Origin of the sequence: Levilactobacillus zymae DSM 19395 (genome assembly GCF_001434115.1) — a bacterium.
In the GTDB taxonomy this organism is placed as follows: domain Bacteria; phylum Bacillota; class Bacilli; order Lactobacillales; family Lactobacillaceae; genus Levilactobacillus; species Levilactobacillus zymae.
The window spans coordinates 1-19003 of record NZ_AZDW01000027.1; the positions used below are offsets into that span (position 1 = coordinate 1).

Sequence of the window (19003 nt, forward strand, 5' to 3'; positions counted from 1 at the left end):
TTCTTATCATGAATCGTTGATTTAACAACATTTCCATTGACAAGACGTAGAAAAATTAGCTCCGTAAAATCGGATTGATTTTACAGAGCTAATCTTAGGCTATTTCAGTTTAAAGTTTATTTTTTCAAATGATAGTTATACGTGGACACGATGATATTTTCCCGAGAATTTAGAATCGTCCGTAGGCGTAACGCCGTCTGGTTATGCAGAATATTCTGCCAAGGGTGCCGGGGAACGAACTGGGGAACCAGTACCGTCGTGGTAAAGTTCCGTTCCGTCGCCCGCTTGGCAATCACGTCGCAGAACCGTAGCGTCGGTGTCGCAATGGAGCGGTACGAGGAATGGATATCGACGAACCGAATATCCGGAAATTCTTCCTTAAATTCCAAGGCCGTCTTGTGTTCCTTCTTCGGGTTTTCATCAAACGACACGTGCATGGCGATGACGTAATCCCCAATCGACCGGGCATAGTTGATCGCCCCACTGGTCACCCGGGTGATGTTGCTGACTAACACGATCACGGTCGCCCCATCGTATTGGTGGCTCTCCGTCTTGGCGTTAGCCGCCACCCGTAGCTGCCGAGCCACGTTCAGGTAGTGTTGGTGAATCCGGTAGAACATCATCAATAACAGCGGCATGATGATCAGGTACGGCCAAACGTTACCGAACCGCAGGACCAGCAAGATGGACACTAGCCCAACCGAAATCAAGGCCCCGAGCAGGTTGATGGCCGCCTTACCCAGCCACCAACCTTCCCGCGTCCGGAACCAATGAATAATCATCCCGGATTGCGACAAGGTAAACGGCACAAACACCCCAATCGCATACAGCGGAATCAAGAGCGTGGTTTGCCCGTGGAAAATGAAGATCAAGACAATGGCCCCGACCGCTAACGAGATGATCCCGTTAGAGTAACCCAACCGGTCCCCCCGGTCGAGGTAGGCGTGCGGTAAGAACTTATCCTTGGCCAAATTGTAAGCCAGGATGGGGAAGGCCGAGAACCCAGTATTCGCCGCCACGGCTAAAATCAACGCCGTCGACAGTTGCAACAGGTAGTACAGGACACCGTGGCCAAAGACGCCACCGGCAATCTGAGACAATACCGTTTGACCAGACTGTGGCCGAATGCCCATGTAGTAACTCAAGTAGGTAATCCCGGAGAAGAAGATTGCCAGGATCAGTGCCATGATCGCCAGGGTCGCCGCCGCGTTGTGCCGCTTGGGCTCCTTAAAGTTTGGCACCGCGTTACTGATGGCTTCCACCCCAGTCAGCGATGATGACCCGGAGGAGAAGGCCCGCAGGAACAGTAATAATGTCATTCCCTGGACGGGTGCCCCGACTGCCGCCGAAGCGTGATAGGTCACGTTTCCCGACACGATGTTATAGAATCCTACGCCAATCATGACCAAAATCATCAGGATGAAGAAGTAGACCGGCACGGTGAGAAAAGCGGCCGATTCACGCATCCCCCGTAAATTCAATAACATAATTCCAATCACAATTAAAACCGAGATCAGAACCGAATAAGGATACAACGCCGGAATCGCCGACGTAATCGCTTCGGTCCCGGAAGTCGTCGATACGGCCACGGTCAGCATGTAATCTACCAGTAGTGAGCCCCCGGCGACCAACCCAGCCGATTGCCCCCAGTTGGTGCTGGCGACCGCGTAGGCCCCCCCACCGGACGGGTAAGCATGAATAATTTGCTGGTAAGAAAGCGTGATCGCAAATAACAGGATTAAAACCAAAGCAGCAACCCATAATTGATACATCAGGGCTGCGGCGGATAAGGTAATTAAGACTGTGGTAATTTGCTCAGTACCATAAGCCACGGAGGATAAGGCATCAGAGGATAATAACGCTAAGGCTTTGAACTTAGTGAGCGACTGACCGCCTTCGTCCATGGTCTTGAGGGGTTTTCCAATCAAAACCCGCTTTAAATAATGCCACATGACAATTTACTCCTTATCTCCACGAAAATAATAACTCGAAAATCCGGTCATTGGCCGGTTCAACTCCACTCGCTTTTGCGAATGCAAACGTCATTCTACTACTTCTAGCTCAACATTACCACAATTCTTAGCGTAAGCAACCCGCAATTTTTTTCGCCGTTAAAGTAGGTCGAAAATTAAAGCGTTCTCACAAAAATAATCGCCGCCAACGTCCGGTCCCGTAAGGATAATGATTATCCTTCACCCCAAACTAGGGTCCGTTAAAATACTGTCATTTGCCAGTCTAAATGGCTATTCCCCGGCCGTCACGAGACCGAACTATCTGGGTATATAATCGTTTAAAATATCGGTAATTCCCGAATTTCTCACAACCAAAAAACACCCCCGTCTGTTTGGACGGGGGTGTTCTGATTGTTAACTTAAATTGAACGGCTTACATCATACCGCCCATGCCGGGTTGTGCGGCTGGGGCAGCTGGTGCAGGGTTCTTTTCTGGCTTGTCAGCGACAACGGCTTCCGTGGTCAATAACAAGGCGGAAACGGAAGCGGCGTTTTGCAGAGCAGAACGAGTAACCTTGGTTGGGTCGGTAATCCCGGCAGCAACCATGTCTTCGTACTTGTCATCGGCAGCGTTGTACCCAACGCCTGGCTTTTCACCCTTCAGGTGTTCAACCACAACGGAGCCTTCGACCCCGGCGTTCGTGGCGATTTGACGAACGGGTTCTTCCAGTGCACGAAGCACGATGTTGACCCCGGTCTGTTCGTCACCTTCGGCCTTCACGGCAGCGACATCCTTGATCACGTTGATCAAAGCGGTCCCACCACCAGCAACGAAGCCTTCTTCAACGGCGGCACGGGTCGCGTTCAAAGCATCTTCGATCCGGTACTTACGTTCCTTCAATTCGGTTTCGGTAGCAGCACCGACCCGAACCACAGCAACACCGCCGGCTAACTTAGCCAAACGTTCCTTCAGCTTGTCACGGTCGAAGTCAGAAGTCGTGTCAGCGATTTGACCCTTGATTTCTTCAACCCGGGCAGCGATTTGGTCCTTAGCACCAGAACCTTCCACGATGGTGGTGTTGTCCTTGGTAACGTTGACCTTTTGGGCTTGACCTAATTGATCAATGGTCGTGTCCTTCAAGTTCAGACCTAAGTCATCGGTAATCACAGTCCCACCAGTCAAAACGGCGATGTCTTGAAGTTGAGCCTTCCGCCGGTCACCAAAGCCAGGGGCCTTAACGGCAACCACGTTGAAGGTCCCCCGCATCTTGTTCAGAACCAAGGTTGGTAAGGCTTCACCGGTAATGTCATCAGCGATGATCAACAATGAACGGCTTTGTTCAACCACGGATTGTAACAATGGTAAGATGTCTTGAATGTTGGCAATCTTCTTGTCGGTAATCAAGATGTATGGGTTATCCAGGTTAGCTTCCATCTTGTCATTGTCGGTGACCATGTATTGTGACATGTAGCCACGGTCGAATTGCATACCTTCAACCACGTCCAAGCTGGTGTCCACCCCACGGGATTCTTCAATGGTGATGACCCCGTCGTTACCAACCTTTTCCATGGCATCGGCAATTAACTTTCCAGTTTCCTGACTAGCAGAAGAAATGGAAGCGATTTGGGCGATATCGTCCTTGGTCTTGACGTCATGGGACATCTTGTGCAGACCATCAACCGCAGCGGCCGTTGCCTTTTCGATCCCGCGACGGATACCAACTGGGTTAGCACCGGCCGTGACGTTCTTCATGCCTTCGTTTACGATGGCTTGAGTCAAGACCGTTGCGGTCGTGGTTCCGTCACCGGCGATGTCGTTGGTCTTGGAAGCAACTTCGGAAACCAACTTGGCACCCATGTTTTCGAAGTGGTCCTCTAATTCGATTGACTTAGCAATCGTGACCCCATCGTTAGTGATGGTTGGGTTACCGTAACTTTGTTCCAAAACAACGTTACGTCCTTTAGGTCCTAAGGTGGTCTTTACCGTGTCGGCTAACTTGTCGACACCAGCTAACATTGCGCTACGTGCATCTTCAGAAAACTTTAATTCTTTAGCCATTATTCTAGTTCACCTCATACGAAATTTTTTTAAAAATGAGTTTTGGATCAATCGTGGGAAAGGGGTTAGTCGATAACCGCAACTAAGTCCTTTTCGTGTAAAACAAGGTAAGTCTTGTCTTGGTACTTCACTTCAGTACCGGAATACTTGTCAAACAAAACCTTGTCGCCAACCTTAACGCTTGGCGCAACCTTTTCGCCATTGTCCAACACCCGGCCGTCGCCGACTGCAACAACGTTGGCCGTTTGAGGCTTTTCTTGGGCATTACTTGCTAATACAATGCCGCCAACCGTTTCTTCTTGTTCTTGTGGTTGGTCTAAAATGACGCGGTCTCCTAATGGTTTTAACACTTGAATCCCTCCAATGAACTTACTAATCAACTTTAGTTTTAGCACTATTAGCACTTGACTAACATAAGTGCTAATCACAGTTTCTAATATATGATTTTTCCCTTTAAAAATCAAGGAATTTGGCAAACTTTCTTGGTGAGTGCTAATCTGCCCCCTATTCTACCTAAACTCCGGGAAGGGACGCACTTATTTTGTCTGGCGGGAAGAAAACTTAAGGTTTTGCTTAAAGTTACGGGGGACTTTTTGGGGGAAATGATGGGAGACCTGAGAGTACTTGATTAAAATGAGTGACTGATGGTAGTTTTGCTTAAATTACCAAGATTATCCAGTATTTGGAATTTCGCCCTTACATTGGCGCCATCTGCGGCCACCGAAACGTGCTTACCAGGGGCAACGGGTTCCGCTTAACCCCATTTCGGTAATTAGCCAAGCCCAGGCTAATCACCGAAATGACGTTAATGCTCACCCGCTGACCGCCCCTGGACGCACTCTTATACAAAAAAGCCGTAATCCTTTCAGACTACGACTTTCGTTTAATCTTTGTGATTGTAATGTTCCAAGAAGTAAATCAATGTTTGTAATTCGTTGGTCAGATCCACGTTTTGGACCCGCACGCCCTTAGGCACCGTAATCCGTAGCGGCGTGAAGTTCAAGATTCCCTTGATGCCTCCCGCGACCGCTTCGTTGGTCACCTCTTGCGCCACGTCCGATGGGACCGTCAAGATGGCCACTTGAATCTGTTGTTCCTCCAGTTGCGTCCGTAAATCCGTCATCGGATAAATCGGCACGCCACTTTGAATCGTGTTGGCGATATCTTCATTAATATCAAACGCCGCACTGATCCGGACGTTACTGTCCTGGTGGAAATTAAAGTTTAACAACGCGTGACCCATGTTCCCGACCCCGATCAACGCCACGTTGGTCAACCGGTCCTGGTTTAAGATCTTGCGGAAAAACTTGATCAGGCTTTCAACGTCGTAGCCGTAGCCCCGCTTCCCTAAGGCCCCGAAGTAGGAAAAGTCCCGCCGGATGGTGGCTGAATCCACCTTCACGGCTTCGGAAAGTTCCGTCGAAGAGACCCGCGTTTTATCGGCGTCTAGTAAGATATTTAAGTAGCGATAGTAAATCGGCAGACGTTTAGCCGTCGCGCGTGGAATTTTTTGTTCTGTCAAAGCATGTTACCTCCTAATCAATTATTGCCGGTCATCGCTAAAACCATTTCAGTCCCGACGACTTTATAGACTTAACTAATTCGACAATTGTGAAATCTCATTTCCTATAGATTATAGCATATCAGCCATTCTTGTGAAAGAAATTGCAAATAATTATTGTAATTTTTCACAATCTGCACGAGTGAGCAGCGCTTTAAATTATTTCACAAAGTACGGCAAAACGCAATTTTTTCTTTCATTACTTGTTGAGGGGCGCCATCACGGGAAAACTCAGGCAGTTTACCCCGACAATATTTCGGCTTAACTGCACAATATGCTAAAATGTAGAGTATTAATAACCGCAAACTGCGTAAAAGGAGGTTGGTTTTGTGATTCTCTTACAAGTCCAACAAGTGACCCGACGTTTCGGGGCCACCGTCCTCTTCCACGACGTCAACCTCGACGTTGCCGAACACGGACGGGTCGCCTTAGTCGGGCGCAACGGGGCTGGTAAATCCACCCTGATTAAAATGATTGCCGGGGAGACCACCCCCGACGAAGGCCAAATCACCCGCAAACGGGGACTGACCGTGGGCTATCAAGCCCAGAACGCGGGCCTCAATTCCGATAAATCGGTTTGGGACGAAATGTTGACGGTGTTCGCCAAACAACGCGCCATGGAGCGCAAGATTCACGACCTGGAAGCCCAAATGAGTGACCCAGCCGTGATTGCCGACACCGAACAGTTCGACCAAATTACCAAAACCTACGATCAACTCCAACAGGATTTTAGCGACCAAAACGGTTACGGTTACCAAGCCGAAATTCGTGGCGTGTTGCACGGGTTCGAATTTGGCGAAGAATTCTACGATAAACCCATCAGCGAACTCTCCGGAGGACAACGGACCCAGCTGGCCTTAGCCAAGCGCCTGTTGGAAAAGCCCGACCTACTGATCTTGGACGAACCCACCAACCACCTGGACGTCGAGACGTTGACCTGGCTGGAAGGTTACCTCCAAGGTTACCCCGGCGCTTTGCTCGTGGTCTCCCATGACCGGTACTTCCTCGACCACGTGGCCACCGAAGTCTACGATATGGCCCGCGGCAGTCTCCACCATTACCCGGGAAATTATTCGCACTTCATCGACGAAAAGGCCCAACGTCTCCAACAGGAATGGAAGGAATACGACAAGCAGCAGACCGAAATCTCGAAACTCGAAGACTTTGTCAACCGCAACATTGTCCGCGCCTCCACCACCAAGCGGGCTCAGGCACGCCGGAAACAATTGGAAAAGATGGACCGGTTGGACAAACCTGAAGGCGACGAAAAAGTCGCGCGTTTTACCTTCCGGCCCCACCGCCAAAGCGGTAACGTGGTCCTCGACGTGGTCAACGCCGCGGTCGGATACGACGGTCAGACCTTATGCTCGCCCATCAACCTCGACATCAAGAAACACCAGGCCATCGCCATCGTGGGGCCTAACGGGGTGGGTAAATCCACCCTACTTAAAACGATTCTCGGTAAGATTCCGGCACTCAAGGGTCAGATCATCTTCGGCACCGGCGTGGACACCGGTTACTACGACCAGGACCAGGCCAACCTGCACGACAAGAAGACCGTTCTACACGAACTTTGGGACGACCATCCCACAACACCCGAGGGCGATATCCGCTCAATTCTGGGTAGCTTCCTGTTTACCGGCGCCGACGTCGACAAGACCGTTCACAGCCTAAGTGGGGGCGAAAAAGCTCGGTTGCTTTTGACTAAGCTGGCCCTGCGTCACGACAATTTCTTGATGCTCGACGAACCCACCAACCACTTGGACATCGACAGCCGCGAAGTCTTGGAAACGGCCTTAAACGAATTTGACGGCACTATTCTGTTCGTTTCCCACGACCGGTACTTCATCAACCAGGTGGCCAATCAGGTCATCGAGCTGAGTCCGGACGGGACCACCCGCTACCTCGGCAACTACGACTACTACGTGGATAAGAAGGCCGAACAGGACGCCTACGCGGCCAAGGAAGCCGCCGAGGCCGAAGCGGCGCACCCCACGGTCGCTGCACCCAAGCAAACGCAGGTCGACTACCAACAACAAAAGGAACACCAAAAGGCCAAGCGGAAACTCTCCCGGCAGGTCGACGCCCTCGAGGCGCAGATGGCCAAGCTGGAAGCCCAAAAGGCCGACATCGAAAAGACCATGAGTCAGCCCGACTACTTCAACGACGTCGAGAAACTGGGGGACCTTCAGCAGCAACTGGACGCCACCAACCAGGAACTCAACACCGTCGAAGACGACTGGACGACTAAGAGTTTAGAACTCGAAGAATTTACCGATTAACGTCAAAAAGGTCAGCCACTCCCGAGATAATTCTCGCGGGTGACTGACCTTTTTTAAGGCTTGTTTTTAATTTAAGCTTACTTCGCCGCGTCCGCGACCCAGTCGAATTCCAGACTAGGGTCCGCATTCAACGTGGCATCCGCGAAGACGCCGTGCCGGTACGCCACGTTGGCGAAGGCCCCAATCATCGCGGCGTTATCGCCACACAACTTCAACGGTGCCTTGACCAGGTGCGTCCCGTTGACGGTCGCCAGGTCGTGGTCCAGCCGTTCCCGTAAGCCCAGGTTGGCGGCCACGCCACCGGCTAAGATCAGCTGGTGGACCGGGTAGTCCCGTAAGGCCCGCAAGGTCTTTTCTGCCAATACGTCGACCACGGCCTGCTGGAAGCTGGCCGCCAAGTCGTGCTTGTCGAGCGTTTCGCCAATCTGGTCGGCGTGGTGGGTGGTGTTGATGAAGGCACTCTTCAACCCACTAAAGCTAAAGTCGAAATTATCGTCCTTCTCCATCGCCCGCGGAAAGTGGAACGTATCGTGACCCTGATGGGCCCATTCGTCGACCGTCTTTCCCGCCGGATAGTTGACGCCCATTACCCGACCGACCTTATCGTAGGCTTCGCCAGCGGCATCGTCACGGGTCTCCCCGATGATCTCAAATTGATTTTCGGCGGGCATGTAGACCAGTTCCGTGTGCCCCCCGGAAACCAAGAGCGCCATGGCCGGGAACTCGATGGGTTCCACGTAGCGGGCCGCATAGATGTGGCCGGCCATGTGGTTGACCGGGATCAACGGTAAATCGTGGGCAAAGGCCACCGTCTTTGCGGCGGTGACCCCGATAAGTAACGCCCCCACCAGGCCAGGCCCGTACGTGACGGCCACGGCGTCGAGGTCGTCGTAGGACACAGCCGCTTCCTGCAGGGCGTCCTTGATGCACAGCGTGACCTCTTCAATGTGGTGACGACTCGCGACTTCGGGTACCACGCCGCCAAACCGTTGGTGACTCTTGATCTGCGTTGCCACGATGTTGGACAAGATCTTGTGCCCGTCTTCGATAACGGCCACACTGGTTTCATCACAACTCGATTCGAACGCTAGAATTAAATTTCGCTTATCCGTTGGACTCACTCCTTCTAATTTTCCCCGGAAAAAACGCGCGGACGCTGCCGCGCGTTGCTAGTTAATTATGGGCTTGTGCTTCTTGCGTTTCTTGGGTCTCCGCTGACGCTGAGGCGGTCTGCAGGTTTAAGACCATATCGGCCGCATCTTCGTGGTCCCCAAAGTAGTACCCGCGCTTGACGCCCGTTTGTTGAAAATCAAGGTCCTTGTACAGGTGCTGGGCCTGTTGATTAGAGACCCGCACTTCCAGACTAACCGTCTTGTAATTCAACTGTTGGGCTTTCTTGATCATGATATTGAGCAGAAAACGCCCTAAACCCCGGTCTTGATAATCCGGTAACACGGCGATGTTGGTGATATGAGCATCGCGGGTCCGTTCGTCAAAGGTACTGCCAATGAAGGCCAGCAGCCGGTCGTTCTTGCGAATAACCAGGTACAGCCGGTCCTTCTCACGGCGCAATTCGTTCGCAAAGGCCGTTGAATCCCACGGAGCCTTGCCCGCGTAAACGGCCCGTTCAATTTCGATCATTTCCGGAATGTCGGTAAACAAAGCCTTGGCCACAAAGTACGAGACGTCGTTAATCTTGACCTGGTGATTCTTGACCCCCAGGGCCTCTTCGCGGACCAATTCCCGCCGGCTACCAAAAACGTTTTTATACCAAATTTTAAATTTTTTCAACATATGATTGGTTATCCTCTTTTGGGTTCTTCGCGCGCCATTCGGCTTCCGCTTGGGTCAAACGTAAATAATTCGGGACGAACCGATCAACATCGGCGACCGGCGTGAGGTGTTGTCCCAGCAAGCCGATGGTCGCCACCTGGGGCAGGTTCAGCCACGCGCTGATGGCGGGCGTGGCGGCCGAAATCGTCGTATGGATCAGTTCGCTAAAGTGACTGGCATCGCCCAGGAACCAGACCGGCTCCGCGTACTCCTTCACGGCCGTTAAAAAGGCCGTGACGTCGGTGTGGGCATCCGGAATCACGGGTACCGGAACGCCGGCTTGAATCCGGTACAGCCCGGCGAAGACGTTGTGGTTCCGAGCATCAAACATGGGGGCCACCAACGCCCCTTCGACCGGCACGTTGGCCGCTAAGGTCGCCAGACTAGAGACGGCGACCAGGTCGAGATTTAACGTCGAGGCCAACGTCTTAGCGGTGGTCACGGCAATCCGAATGCCCGTGTAGGACCCCGGTCCCGCTGCCACCACGATGCGATCGAGGTCGGTGGGCTTCAAATCCGCCATCCCCAAGAGACGTTCGATCTCGGGTAAGAGGTATTCCGCGTGCTTTTGGTGGACCGTTACCGTAATCGTCGCCAGGACCGTTTCATCCTCTAAAACGGCGACACTTAACGGTCGATTAGACGTATCAATTGCTAAAACTTTCATCTTTTTTCTTGGTCCCCCTCAACGAATTGACGCAAGCAGATGCTAAGAGCGGCGCGCCAGATTCGCGACACCGCTCCGTCAACTGCTCCGCGCTAATGGTCCCGCACCGGTAGCCCGGGACCAGTTCTTACTATTTATTCAGTTTACTATACTACCACAAAGTCTAATCGACTACACCCGTGACGGGCACTTAAGCAAAGCTTAGACGTTTAGATGCTTTGCCAGCCCACCGTCGCAATGGCCGCAATGGTGTCGCCAATCATAATCCGGTGTTGCGTGGTCGCAGCGTCGGCGTGGACCACTTGACTCGCCACCTGATGGCCGTACTGGACTTCGTTTTCAAACCGAATCTGAACGTCGACCGGTCGGTGCGTCCGTAAGAAGTCGGCCGGTAAGCTGTCGAGCAACCAGTCGAAGTAGTGCGCGTTATTGACGTGACCGTTATTGTCAATGTCAAAGTAGCGCACCCGGTAGGGCTTGGTGGTCAGCGTGGCCGTTTCGTCTAACCGCTTGGGCCGCGGTAACCGTGGTAGACGGCTGGTCTCTTCACTTTGATAAGGCGCCATGATGGCGGCCGGAATCGTGGTGATCTTCCGGTTGGCGTAGCTCATGGTGACCCAGATGCCCTCCCCGTACGCCAACGTTTCGCCATTGGCGTCTAACAACCAGTATTCCCGGTAGGCAAAGTAACGGTTATAGGCCGTAGCCCGGGTCTTCAGCGTGACCGTCTCCCCGGTCCGGGGGAGGCGCGTGATCTGCACGTGATACTGGGTGACCACCCAGCCGACCCCGAAGCTTTGGATAAAGTCGGTCGGTAAGCCGAGATCATTACTTTGATCGTCGGACACCAGGACAAACAAATTAATCAACATCGCCACGGTCAAGTGACCGGTGTCGTCGGCTTCGTAATAGACGACGCGATGGGGTTCTGTATAGGCTTTAGCGCTCATCCGTAGGGGCCTCCTGCTCTTGATCTAGATGGTGATAAATTCGATAAACCTCTTGTTTCTTCAAGTGACGGAGGTTGGCAACTTCCTTGATAGCGGCGTTGGGCTTCTCCCCGGCGGCAATCAGCCGGTCCACCTGTACCGGAATCGGTTCGCTCAAGTCCACGGTATCCTCTGCCGTAGTCGGGTGCGGGTTACCGCCCACCAACACCACAAACTCCCCGCGCACGGTATCAGTGGCGGCCCAGTCAGCTAGCTCGCTCAGGCTACCCCGCAAGAATTCCTCGTAACGCTTGGTCAGTTCCCGGCACAGGACCGCGGGCCGCTCCGCTCCCAGACCGGCCGCTAAGTTTGCCAGCGTTTTCTTCAAGCGGTGAGGCGCTTCGTAGAAAATCAGGGTTTCCGGCCGTTGTGCCAGCTCACCGATTTCGGCTTTTTGGTCCTTGGGTTTCCGGTCTAAAAAACCGTAAAAGTAGAACGGTTGTGGGGCCAAACCGGACGCAATCAGCGCCGTTAAGCCCGCGTTAGCGCCGGGCAACGGAACCACTGGAATCTGGGCTTGCGCACAAGCCACGACCAATTCGTGACCCGGGTCGCTGATCGACGGCATCCCCGCATCGCTGACCTGCGCAATCTGCAAGCCATCCTGGAGTTTGGCCAACAGTTGGGGAATCCGTTCCTGCGTGTTGTGTTCGTGGAAACTGATTTGCTTGGTGGTGATGTCAAAGTGATTTAATAGTTTTTGCGTGTTCCGCGTATCTTCGGCGGCAATCAGGTCAACGTCCTTAAGGGTCTTAACGGCCCGAAACGTCATGTCATCGAGGTTACCAATGGGCGTGGGCACCAGGTATAAGCGCCCGACCGTCTCGGCTTGAAAGCTCCGTTGTCGTTGCATCGTCACAAAATTCCTCCTACTGATCGCGATAAATAACTTCTAAACAAAAGGCACACTCTTCGTCTTGCTTCCGCCGCGTGCCGTAAAATTCCCGGCACACGTGAAACCCCTCTTCGTAGAGTTTCTCCAAGACCTGTCGCGACTTGGATAGCCCCTGTTGCGTGGTTTCCGGGGCTTCTGGCAAGGTCCGTTGGAGCTCACGCAGTAGATCGCGCAGGTGCTGGTTTTCAATTTCGAGTTCGGCGTTTTGTTCAAAGACCTGTGTGAGTTCGGTTTGCAAGTCACTGAACTGAGTCAGCGTGGTTTCCAACTGGCCCTTTAAATCCTTGAGTTGATCGTACACTGCTTGTTTATCCAAATTGCCACCCCTTTTTCTAAACGATTTAGCGCCGTGGAATCTGCGCTAGGATTTGTAACGTTAAGGCTTCTAAGATTGCTTGAAAATTAAGATTACCGGCTAACTGGCCGCGAGTCGCTAACGTCAGCGTCACCACGGCCACCAACCGGTCGACCCCCAGCCGTTGGGCAATCTGTTGACTGGCCTGGGCGACCTGCGGATAGGTCAACGTCTGCGGGTCCACGGCCCCCGTTTGTTGCCGCAGGGCGTCGTGCCAGATCTGAACGATCATGTCGAGTAAGATCCCCTGCCGGTCCCGGTTAATCGCCAACGGCAAGAGGTCGGTCTGCACCCGCACGAAGGCCCGTTCGTCGCCCTGACAGCAGGCCGTGAACCAATGCTCGATACTCTTTTGCGCGTTTTTTAACCAGTCCTCGGCCAGCAAGTCCTGAGCCGCCGCCACGCTTTCGGTCAACGTGGCTAAGAGGTTCTGTTGACTGGGCGCAACCCCCACCTCGGCCAAAGCGGCCGCCAATTCCTTGGGGGCCACCGGTAAGAGGTCGACAATCTGCGTTCGAGACAGGATGGTCGGTAAGATCAGGTTTTTATTGGCCGTTAACAGCAGGGCCACCGTATTGCCCACGGGCTCCTCGATGAACTTCAACAGGCTGTTGGCCGCCCCCGTGGTCATTCGTTCAATCTGGTCGACGATAAAGATCTTCTGGTTCCCCTCGACCGCGCTCTTACTGAACTCGGCCTTCAGGTAACGGACTTGGTCAACCTTGATGCGTTGACCGTCGGGAACCACCCGAATCACGTCGGGGTGGTCGCCGGCGATAATGCGCCGACACTCGGCACACTGACCACAGGGAAAACCAGCCGGCGTCACGTTCTGGCAGAACAGCCGCAACGCAATGGTCAGCGCCAGGTCTTGGCGGCCGGTCCCATCCATCCCGTTAAAGAGATAAGCGTGGGATAACCGTTGCGTGCCAATCAGGTGCATGAAGTGGTCGACCAACTGTGGCTGGAGCCGTTGAGCGGTCGTTATCGGCGTTTCTTCGGTCATGGCCACCCCCTAGAACCGGTGGAACTGTTCGACGGGCAAGACGAAGACGGTCGCGCCCCCGACTTGGACCTCTACCGGATACGACGACGTGTTGTCCAATTGGGCGTCCAGGTTAACCGGTGGCGTCATGAACTGTTGGCGGGTATGGCTGGCCGTTTTGATCAGGTCGAGGACTTCTTCGACCCGGTCGTCTTCCAACCCAATCATGTAGGTGGTGTTGCCGGACTTGAGAAAACCACCAGTCGTGGATAACCGGGTCGCCCGAATATCGTGGTCAATAAACTGATTGCTCAGGCGATTAGCATCCTTGTCCTGAACAATGGCAATAAGCATTTTCATATGGGTTCCTCCCTTAAGCACCAGCGGTAAAGTAACCGCTGGCCGTTTGCTTAATCAAGGTCAACGCGGCCGCCACCACCTGGTCGGGGGTCTGGGTCGCATCGATCAACTTGATTCGTTGTGGATTGGCCGCTTGTAAGCGTAAGTACGCGGCCCGCACTCGGTCGTGAAAGGCCGTTTTTTCAACGTCCAACCGGTCGACCTGCTGGGGATCGCGGTGGGCTTGAATCCGTTGTAAGCCCACCTCAGCGGGAACGTCGAAGTAGATGGTCAACGCGGGTAACAGGCCGTCCGTCGCAAATTGATTCATCTGCGCCACGGCCCGTTCACCGATTTGCCGACCGGCCCCCTGATACGCGACGGAGCTGTCGACATACCGGTCGCATAGGACCAATTGACCGGCGGCTAACGCCGGTAGGATGGTCTCGGCCAGATGCTGCCGCCGCGCCGCCGCGTAAAGCAAGGCTTCGGTCCGGTAATCCATCGCCGTATTGGCCCGGTCCAAGATAATGGCCCGGATGCTTTCGGAAATGGCGTTACCACCGGGTTCTCTGGTCACCGTCAACCGGTCGCCCAACATGGGCTGCAGGGTCGCGGTAATCGCGCGTAAGGCGCTGGTCTTCCCCGCCCCATCCGGACCTTCAAAACTAATAAACGTTCCTGACAAAATTTTTCGACCCCATTTTTGCGTATATTATAGAAACTAGCTGATTCTAGGCATTGATAAATCTATTGTACTTTAATTCAGAAATGATGTCTATTTCCGAACCGTGGCAATTATTGACGGGAGCGCCTTCATTTTTAAATCCGCAAAAAGGCCAGAACACCAGGAACGTTCTGACCTTTTACCCCGACACCTAAACGTCGTATTCCGTTTCTTTAATTCCGGCATTCATCAGGTCATACGGGGACTGCATCTTGCTGGAATCCCAGCTCGCGACCCCGACGACCAACCGCACGTCTAAGCTCGACAAGTCCTCGTCGTTACTTAACGCCTTGGCAAAGTTTCCCTTGATGCGGTTCGCGGCGATGCCCGCCCCGCCGGCGTCCGTGAACAGCAGGACCGCCCAAGTCGGGTTACTGCGGTCTAGCAGGTACGTGATGTCGTTGGTCCGCATGGCCCCCTTGATGGTCTGCGAGACTAACTGTAACAGGGCCCGCAGCTGCGCGTCACTCAGCATGTTGCGCATTTCTTGGAAGTAGCGGATCCGCACGATCATGGTGGTCACCGGCAGGTCAAACCGCCGATTGGTTTCCGTGAACACCGCGGTATCTTCGATATAGGAGACCGTGGTGCGCAGGTTAGTATCCTCGTCGAAGGCCCCCCGTTCCACCAGGTCACTCTGCAGCTTAGCGTTTTGGGCCTGCAGGCGCCGAGAGTGGGCCGTCATCCCGTAAAACGTCAACGACAGTAACAGCGGGATAAACAACCAGTAGACCAACGCCCAGGGCACCAGGTTCGCCCTGATTTGATTTTCGTAGATCACGGTAAGCAACTGCGCAAAAATGAACGCCAGGTTACTCAGCAGGCCGGTAATCAGGCCCCAGAAGTAGGTGATCAGGATCAAACAGATGGTCACTCCCAAGAAGATGGCGTTGAGGAGCAGGTAATGGGGGCGCGTGGCGGCCATCCCAATGGCGAGCACGCTTATCCACCCCAGAAACGCAATCAGGTAGATGTCGGTCAGCCAACTTTCTCGCGTATTTTTATGCATGTGGCTTCCCCCTTCGCGACCGGTGCAAGACGCCGTGCTTGTTCAGTAACATTAAAATGGCGATCAATAAGATGACGATGATGCCTAACGCAATGCCCAAGTACACCAGTAGTTGCCGGTTACGGTGAACCCGTTGGCTCAAATTGACCTGCGTGTCGATCAACTTGTTCTTCTTGAACCGGTAACCCCGGTGCAGGTTGTCGCGATCCACCACCACGGCATCCCCCGTGTACTGGGCGACGTTCTTCTGGTTACTGATTTGGCCGGCCGCCCGGGCCGCGTCGTCCGGGGTGGCTCCCGTGATCACCAGTAACCCCTTTTTGGCATTATACGGTGACCGCAGCAATTGCGCCGTCCCCAACGTGGCCCCGTAACGGGGTTCGATGCTTAATTTTTCGTTGGAAATCAAGCGGGTCCCCGCAGCGTCGAATTGGAAATACAACTTATCGTTCAACGCGCGAATGAACGCATTTTGTTGCGGCGTCCCCAAGGCAATCACGTTGTCGTGGGTCAGGACCTGTTGGCTGGGCCGGTCCTGGTAGAAGGTGATCTGCCCCTGATTACTCCGCGCGTAGTTGCCAATCAGGTTAAACAAGCTACTCAATGTGCGGTAATCCGCCAGTGTCATGGTCTTGGGCCGGACCACGGCTAGGTGATCATAGGTCGAGTTTTGCAGAAATAAATTCGGGTAGTTGCTAAACAGAAGGTCGTTGCCCGGCGCCGATTGAATGTTGGCGCGACTGCTAGGCTCGATGCTGGCCCAGGGCGTCTGGGCGTTGGTACTGTTGGCCGCCGTTTGTACCGGTAGGTCTAACGCGATGCGAACGGTAAAGCTGTTGCCGAGGGCCAGCCCCTTGGGCAACTTCACGGTAAACGAATCGTCGTCCGCTCGCCGCGCCGTCAATTTGTGACTGCCAATGGCGGTGTCGTTGATGTAAACGGTCGCTAATGCCGAGCGGAAGTCGAGGTTTTTCGCGTAGCGCAGAGCCACCTTGATGGTCGAGCCATCCGCGTTATTGCGGTCGACCGGCAGACTAACGAAGTAGCTGCGTTCCTGATGATTGGCCCCCACTAAACGATCGGCCGTGGTGGTCAACTGGTAGTGTCCGTCGTAATTAAGTGACGACGTGAACGTCTGACTGTCGGCCCGCACGGTCTCACTGGGATGGGCGGTCTCTTGCATCAGTTCGGCGTTGGCCACGTAGCGTCCGGCCTTGATCAACAGGTCACCCGTGGGGGCCGTGACGATCAGGTAATGCTTTCCCTGCGCATCGTAACGCTTAATCACCGCCTGTTTGGTCACCGCTTGGGCGGAAACGTGGCGTTTGAAACGAGCTGGCAGGTGGTCGTAGGTCGCCACGATCAGCTGATAATCGGCGCGTTGGGCGGTCCGGTCGGTGAGCGTGGTGACCGGGATTTGCTGGGTCTCGGTGGTGATGACCCGCGCCTCACCGGCTAAAGCCGACATACTAGCCGTCAGTTCCGCGTTGCTGGCCTGCGCGGGGACCTCGATGGCCGACTGCTGATTGACGACAGTATCCGGTCCCGAGAAGTGGTCGTAAAACGAGTTCACGTTGGCGTTGGGTTGCTTTAAAGTGTACTCACAGTTCACGTTCGATCGGGCATCGACGGTCAACCAATTCGCCGGCGTCTGGGCTAACCGGTAATCGTGTTTCCCGTCACGCGTCAGAATCTGACCGCTAATTTTTAGCGAATTACTGCTCCGTAAGAGTCGCAGCGGGATCGTAATTTGCTTGGTCTGCAGGCCACTTTGCGCCACCGGCCGGAACGAATAGAACTTGGTCCCGTTCACGGCCACCGTAATATCGGAAAGTTGCCGATCTGCCAGTTGAGAGACCTGATAGTTCAGGTTCAAGGTCGCGTGCTTCATCCGCCAGTAATCGACCTTAATGAAGTAACTGCTAGTCTCGACCGCTTGCCCCGACAGGCTCATGGTCGTGTTTTGCAACGGCTGCGTATAGGTCTGCGTGGCCGTCTTGGCCTTGGTGTCTTTGGCCGTAGCCGTGCTGAACGACCCCAGTAAGCTGATGACCACCACTAACAGGCCCACCAGAATTCGCCAGCCGCTACTGGTAGCGCTTGGTCTTATACCACTTTGCTTGTTGATGAAAAACTTGTTCACGAATATACCCCACCATTCCGTATGCTGCGACGGCTAACCACATCTGACTGTAGACCACGTACATGAAAATAATGATGAGCAGATTGCTCAACGTCATCTCCCCCTTTTCCGTGGTAATCGTCACAAACGTGCTGATCACGAAGAGGACGATGGCAAACAGCCACAGCGTATTATTGAAACCCCGTAAGTTCGAGTGTGCGACGCCCGCGACCGACAGGACAAAGACCGAATCGGACAATAGTAACGACGTCATTAATAAAAAATAAACCGATAAGAAATAGATCAAATCAAAGCGAATCGGCCGCCCCGTCTTCCGAAAGATCAGCGGCAAATTCTTTAAAATCACGTAAATGTTGCCCTTGACCCACCGGGTGCGCTGGTGAAACCAGACGTCGAGGGTCTGGGGTTCCTGTTCCCAAGTCACGGCCTTGGGCTGAAAGTTGATGCGGTACCCCAGCCGATAAATACGAAAACTGATTTCCGTGTCTTCGGCTAAGGCCTTGGTATCCCAGCCCCCCACGCGTTCCAGTAACGAGCGGCGGATCACGTAGTTGGTCCCGGGAATCGTACACAGTTTGAAGAGCCGTAACCGTCCGGCTTGGGCCATCCACTGAAACGACAACGTTTCGACGTTGATGAAACGGGTCAGTAACGACGCGTTTTTATTCCGCGTCCGAAACTTACCGATGACGGCACCGTAACGGTCGTCCTGCAGTAACTCGGCGACGAGGATGCGTAGCGCCGGGCGTTCGGGCGTGTTGTCCGCATCGTAGACCGAAATCACACTCCCCTTCGCCTGCTTGAGGGCAATGTTCAGGGCGTTCGATTTTCCCTTGCCCCCCGTTTTTTGATCCGTGTTGATCACTTCCAGGTTTCGCTGGGGATAGGTCGCCTGAATCCGCGCCAACAACTCGGCCGAATTATCACTAGAATTGTCGTTGATCACGATGATCTCGTACCGGTCGTGGGGGTAGTCGAAGTTAAGGAGGGCCAGCACCGTCTTGACGATCACGACCCCCTCGTTATGGGCGGGCACCATGATGGTCACGAATGGCGGCACCGCCGGTAATTCCGGGGCGGGCGTGCGCACGTCCTTTAAGTACTGGGTGTAGCCGGCCATGGTCAAAACCAGGTTCACCACCAGGATGCCCCAGATGGCCAGAATTGCAATAAAGACAAAGACATCTAAAACGCTCATAATTCCTCC

17 protein-coding genes are annotated in these 19003 nt (G+C 53.7%); 1 reads left to right on the plus strand and 16 read right to left on the minus strand.

Annotation, left to right across the window (positions count from 1 at the left end; all coding sequences use genetic code 11):
* Positions 1-116: 116 nt before the first annotated feature.
* The 4 genes from FD38_RS06010 to FD38_RS06025 all read right to left on the minus strand — a co-directional run bounded on the left by FD38_RS06010 (position 117) and on the right by FD38_RS06025 (position 5533).
* Positions 117-1952 carry an APC family permease gene (locus FD38_RS06010; protein ID WP_057732301.1) on the minus strand — a complete coding sequence of 612 codons (1836 nt, stop codon included), beginning with the start codon at positions 1950-1952 and terminating at the stop codon, positions 117-119.
* Positions 1953-2385: 433 nt separating this feature from the next.
* Positions 2386-4011: a chaperonin GroEL gene (gene groL / locus FD38_RS06015; RefSeq protein ID WP_057732303.1), complete on the minus strand. Its 1626-nt coding sequence runs from the start codon at positions 4009-4011 to the stop codon at positions 2386-2388.
* Positions 4012-4076: 65 nt separating this feature from the next.
* Positions 4077-4361, minus strand: a complete 285-nt coding sequence (gene groES / locus FD38_RS06020; protein WP_057732305.1) for a co-chaperone GroES — start codon at positions 4359-4361, stop codon at positions 4077-4079.
* Between the two features lie 533 nt (positions 4362-4894).
* Positions 4895-5533, minus strand: a complete 639-nt coding sequence (locus FD38_RS06025; protein ID WP_057732308.1) for a redox-sensing transcriptional repressor Rex — start codon at positions 5531-5533, stop codon at positions 4895-4897.
* A gap of 368 nt (positions 5534-5901) precedes the next feature.
* Here FD38_RS06025 and FD38_RS06030 point away from each other — a divergent pair, with 368 nt between their 5' ends.
* Positions 5902-7854: an ABC-F family ATP-binding cassette domain-containing protein gene (locus FD38_RS06030; RefSeq protein WP_057732309.1), complete on the plus strand. Its 1953-nt coding sequence runs from the start codon at positions 5902-5904 to the stop codon at positions 7852-7854.
* A 77-nt stretch (positions 7855-7931) separates the two neighbouring features.
* Here FD38_RS06030 and tsaD read toward each other — a convergent pair whose 3' ends face one another.
* The 12 genes from tsaD to FD38_RS06090 all read right to left on the minus strand — a co-directional run bounded on the left by tsaD (position 7932) and on the right by FD38_RS06090 (position 18994).
* Positions 7932-8975, minus strand: a complete 1044-nt coding sequence (gene tsaD / locus FD38_RS06035) for a tRNA (adenosine(37)-N6)-threonylcarbamoyltransferase complex transferase subunit TsaD (RefSeq protein WP_057732312.1) — start codon at positions 8973-8975, stop codon at positions 7932-7934.
* Positions 8976-9027: 52 nt separating this feature from the next.
* Complete coding sequence (rimI, locus tag FD38_RS06040; protein ID WP_057732314.1) at positions 9028-9648, minus strand: ribosomal protein S18-alanine N-acetyltransferase; 621 nt, start codon at positions 9646-9648, stop codon at positions 9028-9030.
* Positions 9632-10354: a tRNA (adenosine(37)-N6)-threonylcarbamoyltransferase complex dimerization subunit type 1 TsaB gene (gene tsaB, locus FD38_RS06045; RefSeq protein WP_057732316.1), complete on the minus strand. Its 723-nt coding sequence runs from the start codon at positions 10352-10354 to the stop codon at positions 9632-9634. Before tsaB ends, rimI begins: the two co-directional genes overlap by 17 nt.
* Before the next feature lie 209 nt (positions 10355-10563).
* Complete coding sequence (locus FD38_RS06050; protein WP_057732318.1) at positions 10564-11304, minus strand: acyl-[acyl-carrier-protein] thioesterase; 741 nt, start codon at positions 11302-11304, stop codon at positions 10564-10566.
* Complete coding sequence (gene rsmI / locus FD38_RS06055; protein ID WP_057732320.1) at positions 11294-12196, minus strand: 16S rRNA (cytidine(1402)-2'-O)-methyltransferase; 903 nt, start codon at positions 12194-12196, stop codon at positions 11294-11296. The genes FD38_RS06050 and rsmI overlap by 11 nt, the downstream gene beginning before the upstream one ends.
* A 16-nt stretch (positions 12197-12212) precedes the next feature.
* Positions 12213-12554, minus strand: a complete 342-nt coding sequence (locus FD38_RS06060; RefSeq protein ID WP_057732321.1) for a DNA replication initiation control protein YabA — start codon at positions 12552-12554, stop codon at positions 12213-12215.
* A gap of 25 nt (positions 12555-12579) precedes the next feature.
* Positions 12580-13599 carry a DNA polymerase III subunit delta' gene (holB, locus tag FD38_RS06065; RefSeq protein ID WP_057732323.1) on the minus strand — a complete coding sequence of 340 codons (1020 nt, stop codon included), beginning with the start codon at positions 13597-13599 and terminating at the stop codon, positions 12580-12582.
* A 9-nt stretch (positions 13600-13608) separates the two neighbouring features.
* The gene (locus tag FD38_RS06070) at positions 13609-13938 is read right to left on the minus strand and encodes a cyclic-di-AMP receptor (protein WP_057732325.1); all 330 of its coding nucleotides are present in this window, start codon (positions 13936-13938) and stop codon (positions 13609-13611) included.
* A 13-nt stretch (positions 13939-13951) separates the two neighbouring features.
* Positions 13952-14605 (minus strand): dTMP kinase, encoded by a 654-nt coding sequence (gene tmk / locus FD38_RS06075; protein WP_057732327.1) that lies wholly within the window; start codon positions 14603-14605, stop codon positions 13952-13954.
* A 190-nt stretch (positions 14606-14795) separates the two neighbouring features.
* Positions 14796-15653 (minus strand): hypothetical protein, encoded by an 858-nt coding sequence (locus FD38_RS06080; RefSeq protein WP_057732329.1) that lies wholly within the window; start codon positions 15651-15653, stop codon positions 14796-14798.
* Entirely contained in the window at positions 15646-17796 is a 2151-nt protein-coding gene (locus FD38_RS06085) for a cellulose biosynthesis cyclic di-GMP-binding regulatory protein BcsB (protein WP_263862346.1), read from the minus strand. Before FD38_RS06085 ends, FD38_RS06080 begins: the two co-directional genes overlap by 8 nt.
* The gene (locus FD38_RS06090; protein WP_057732331.1) at positions 17741-18994 is read right to left on the minus strand and encodes a glycosyltransferase family 2 protein; all 1254 of its coding nucleotides are present in this window, start codon (positions 18992-18994) and stop codon (positions 17741-17743) included. The genes FD38_RS06085 and FD38_RS06090 overlap by 56 nt, the downstream gene beginning before the upstream one ends.
* Positions 18995-19003: the final 9 nt, after the last annotated feature.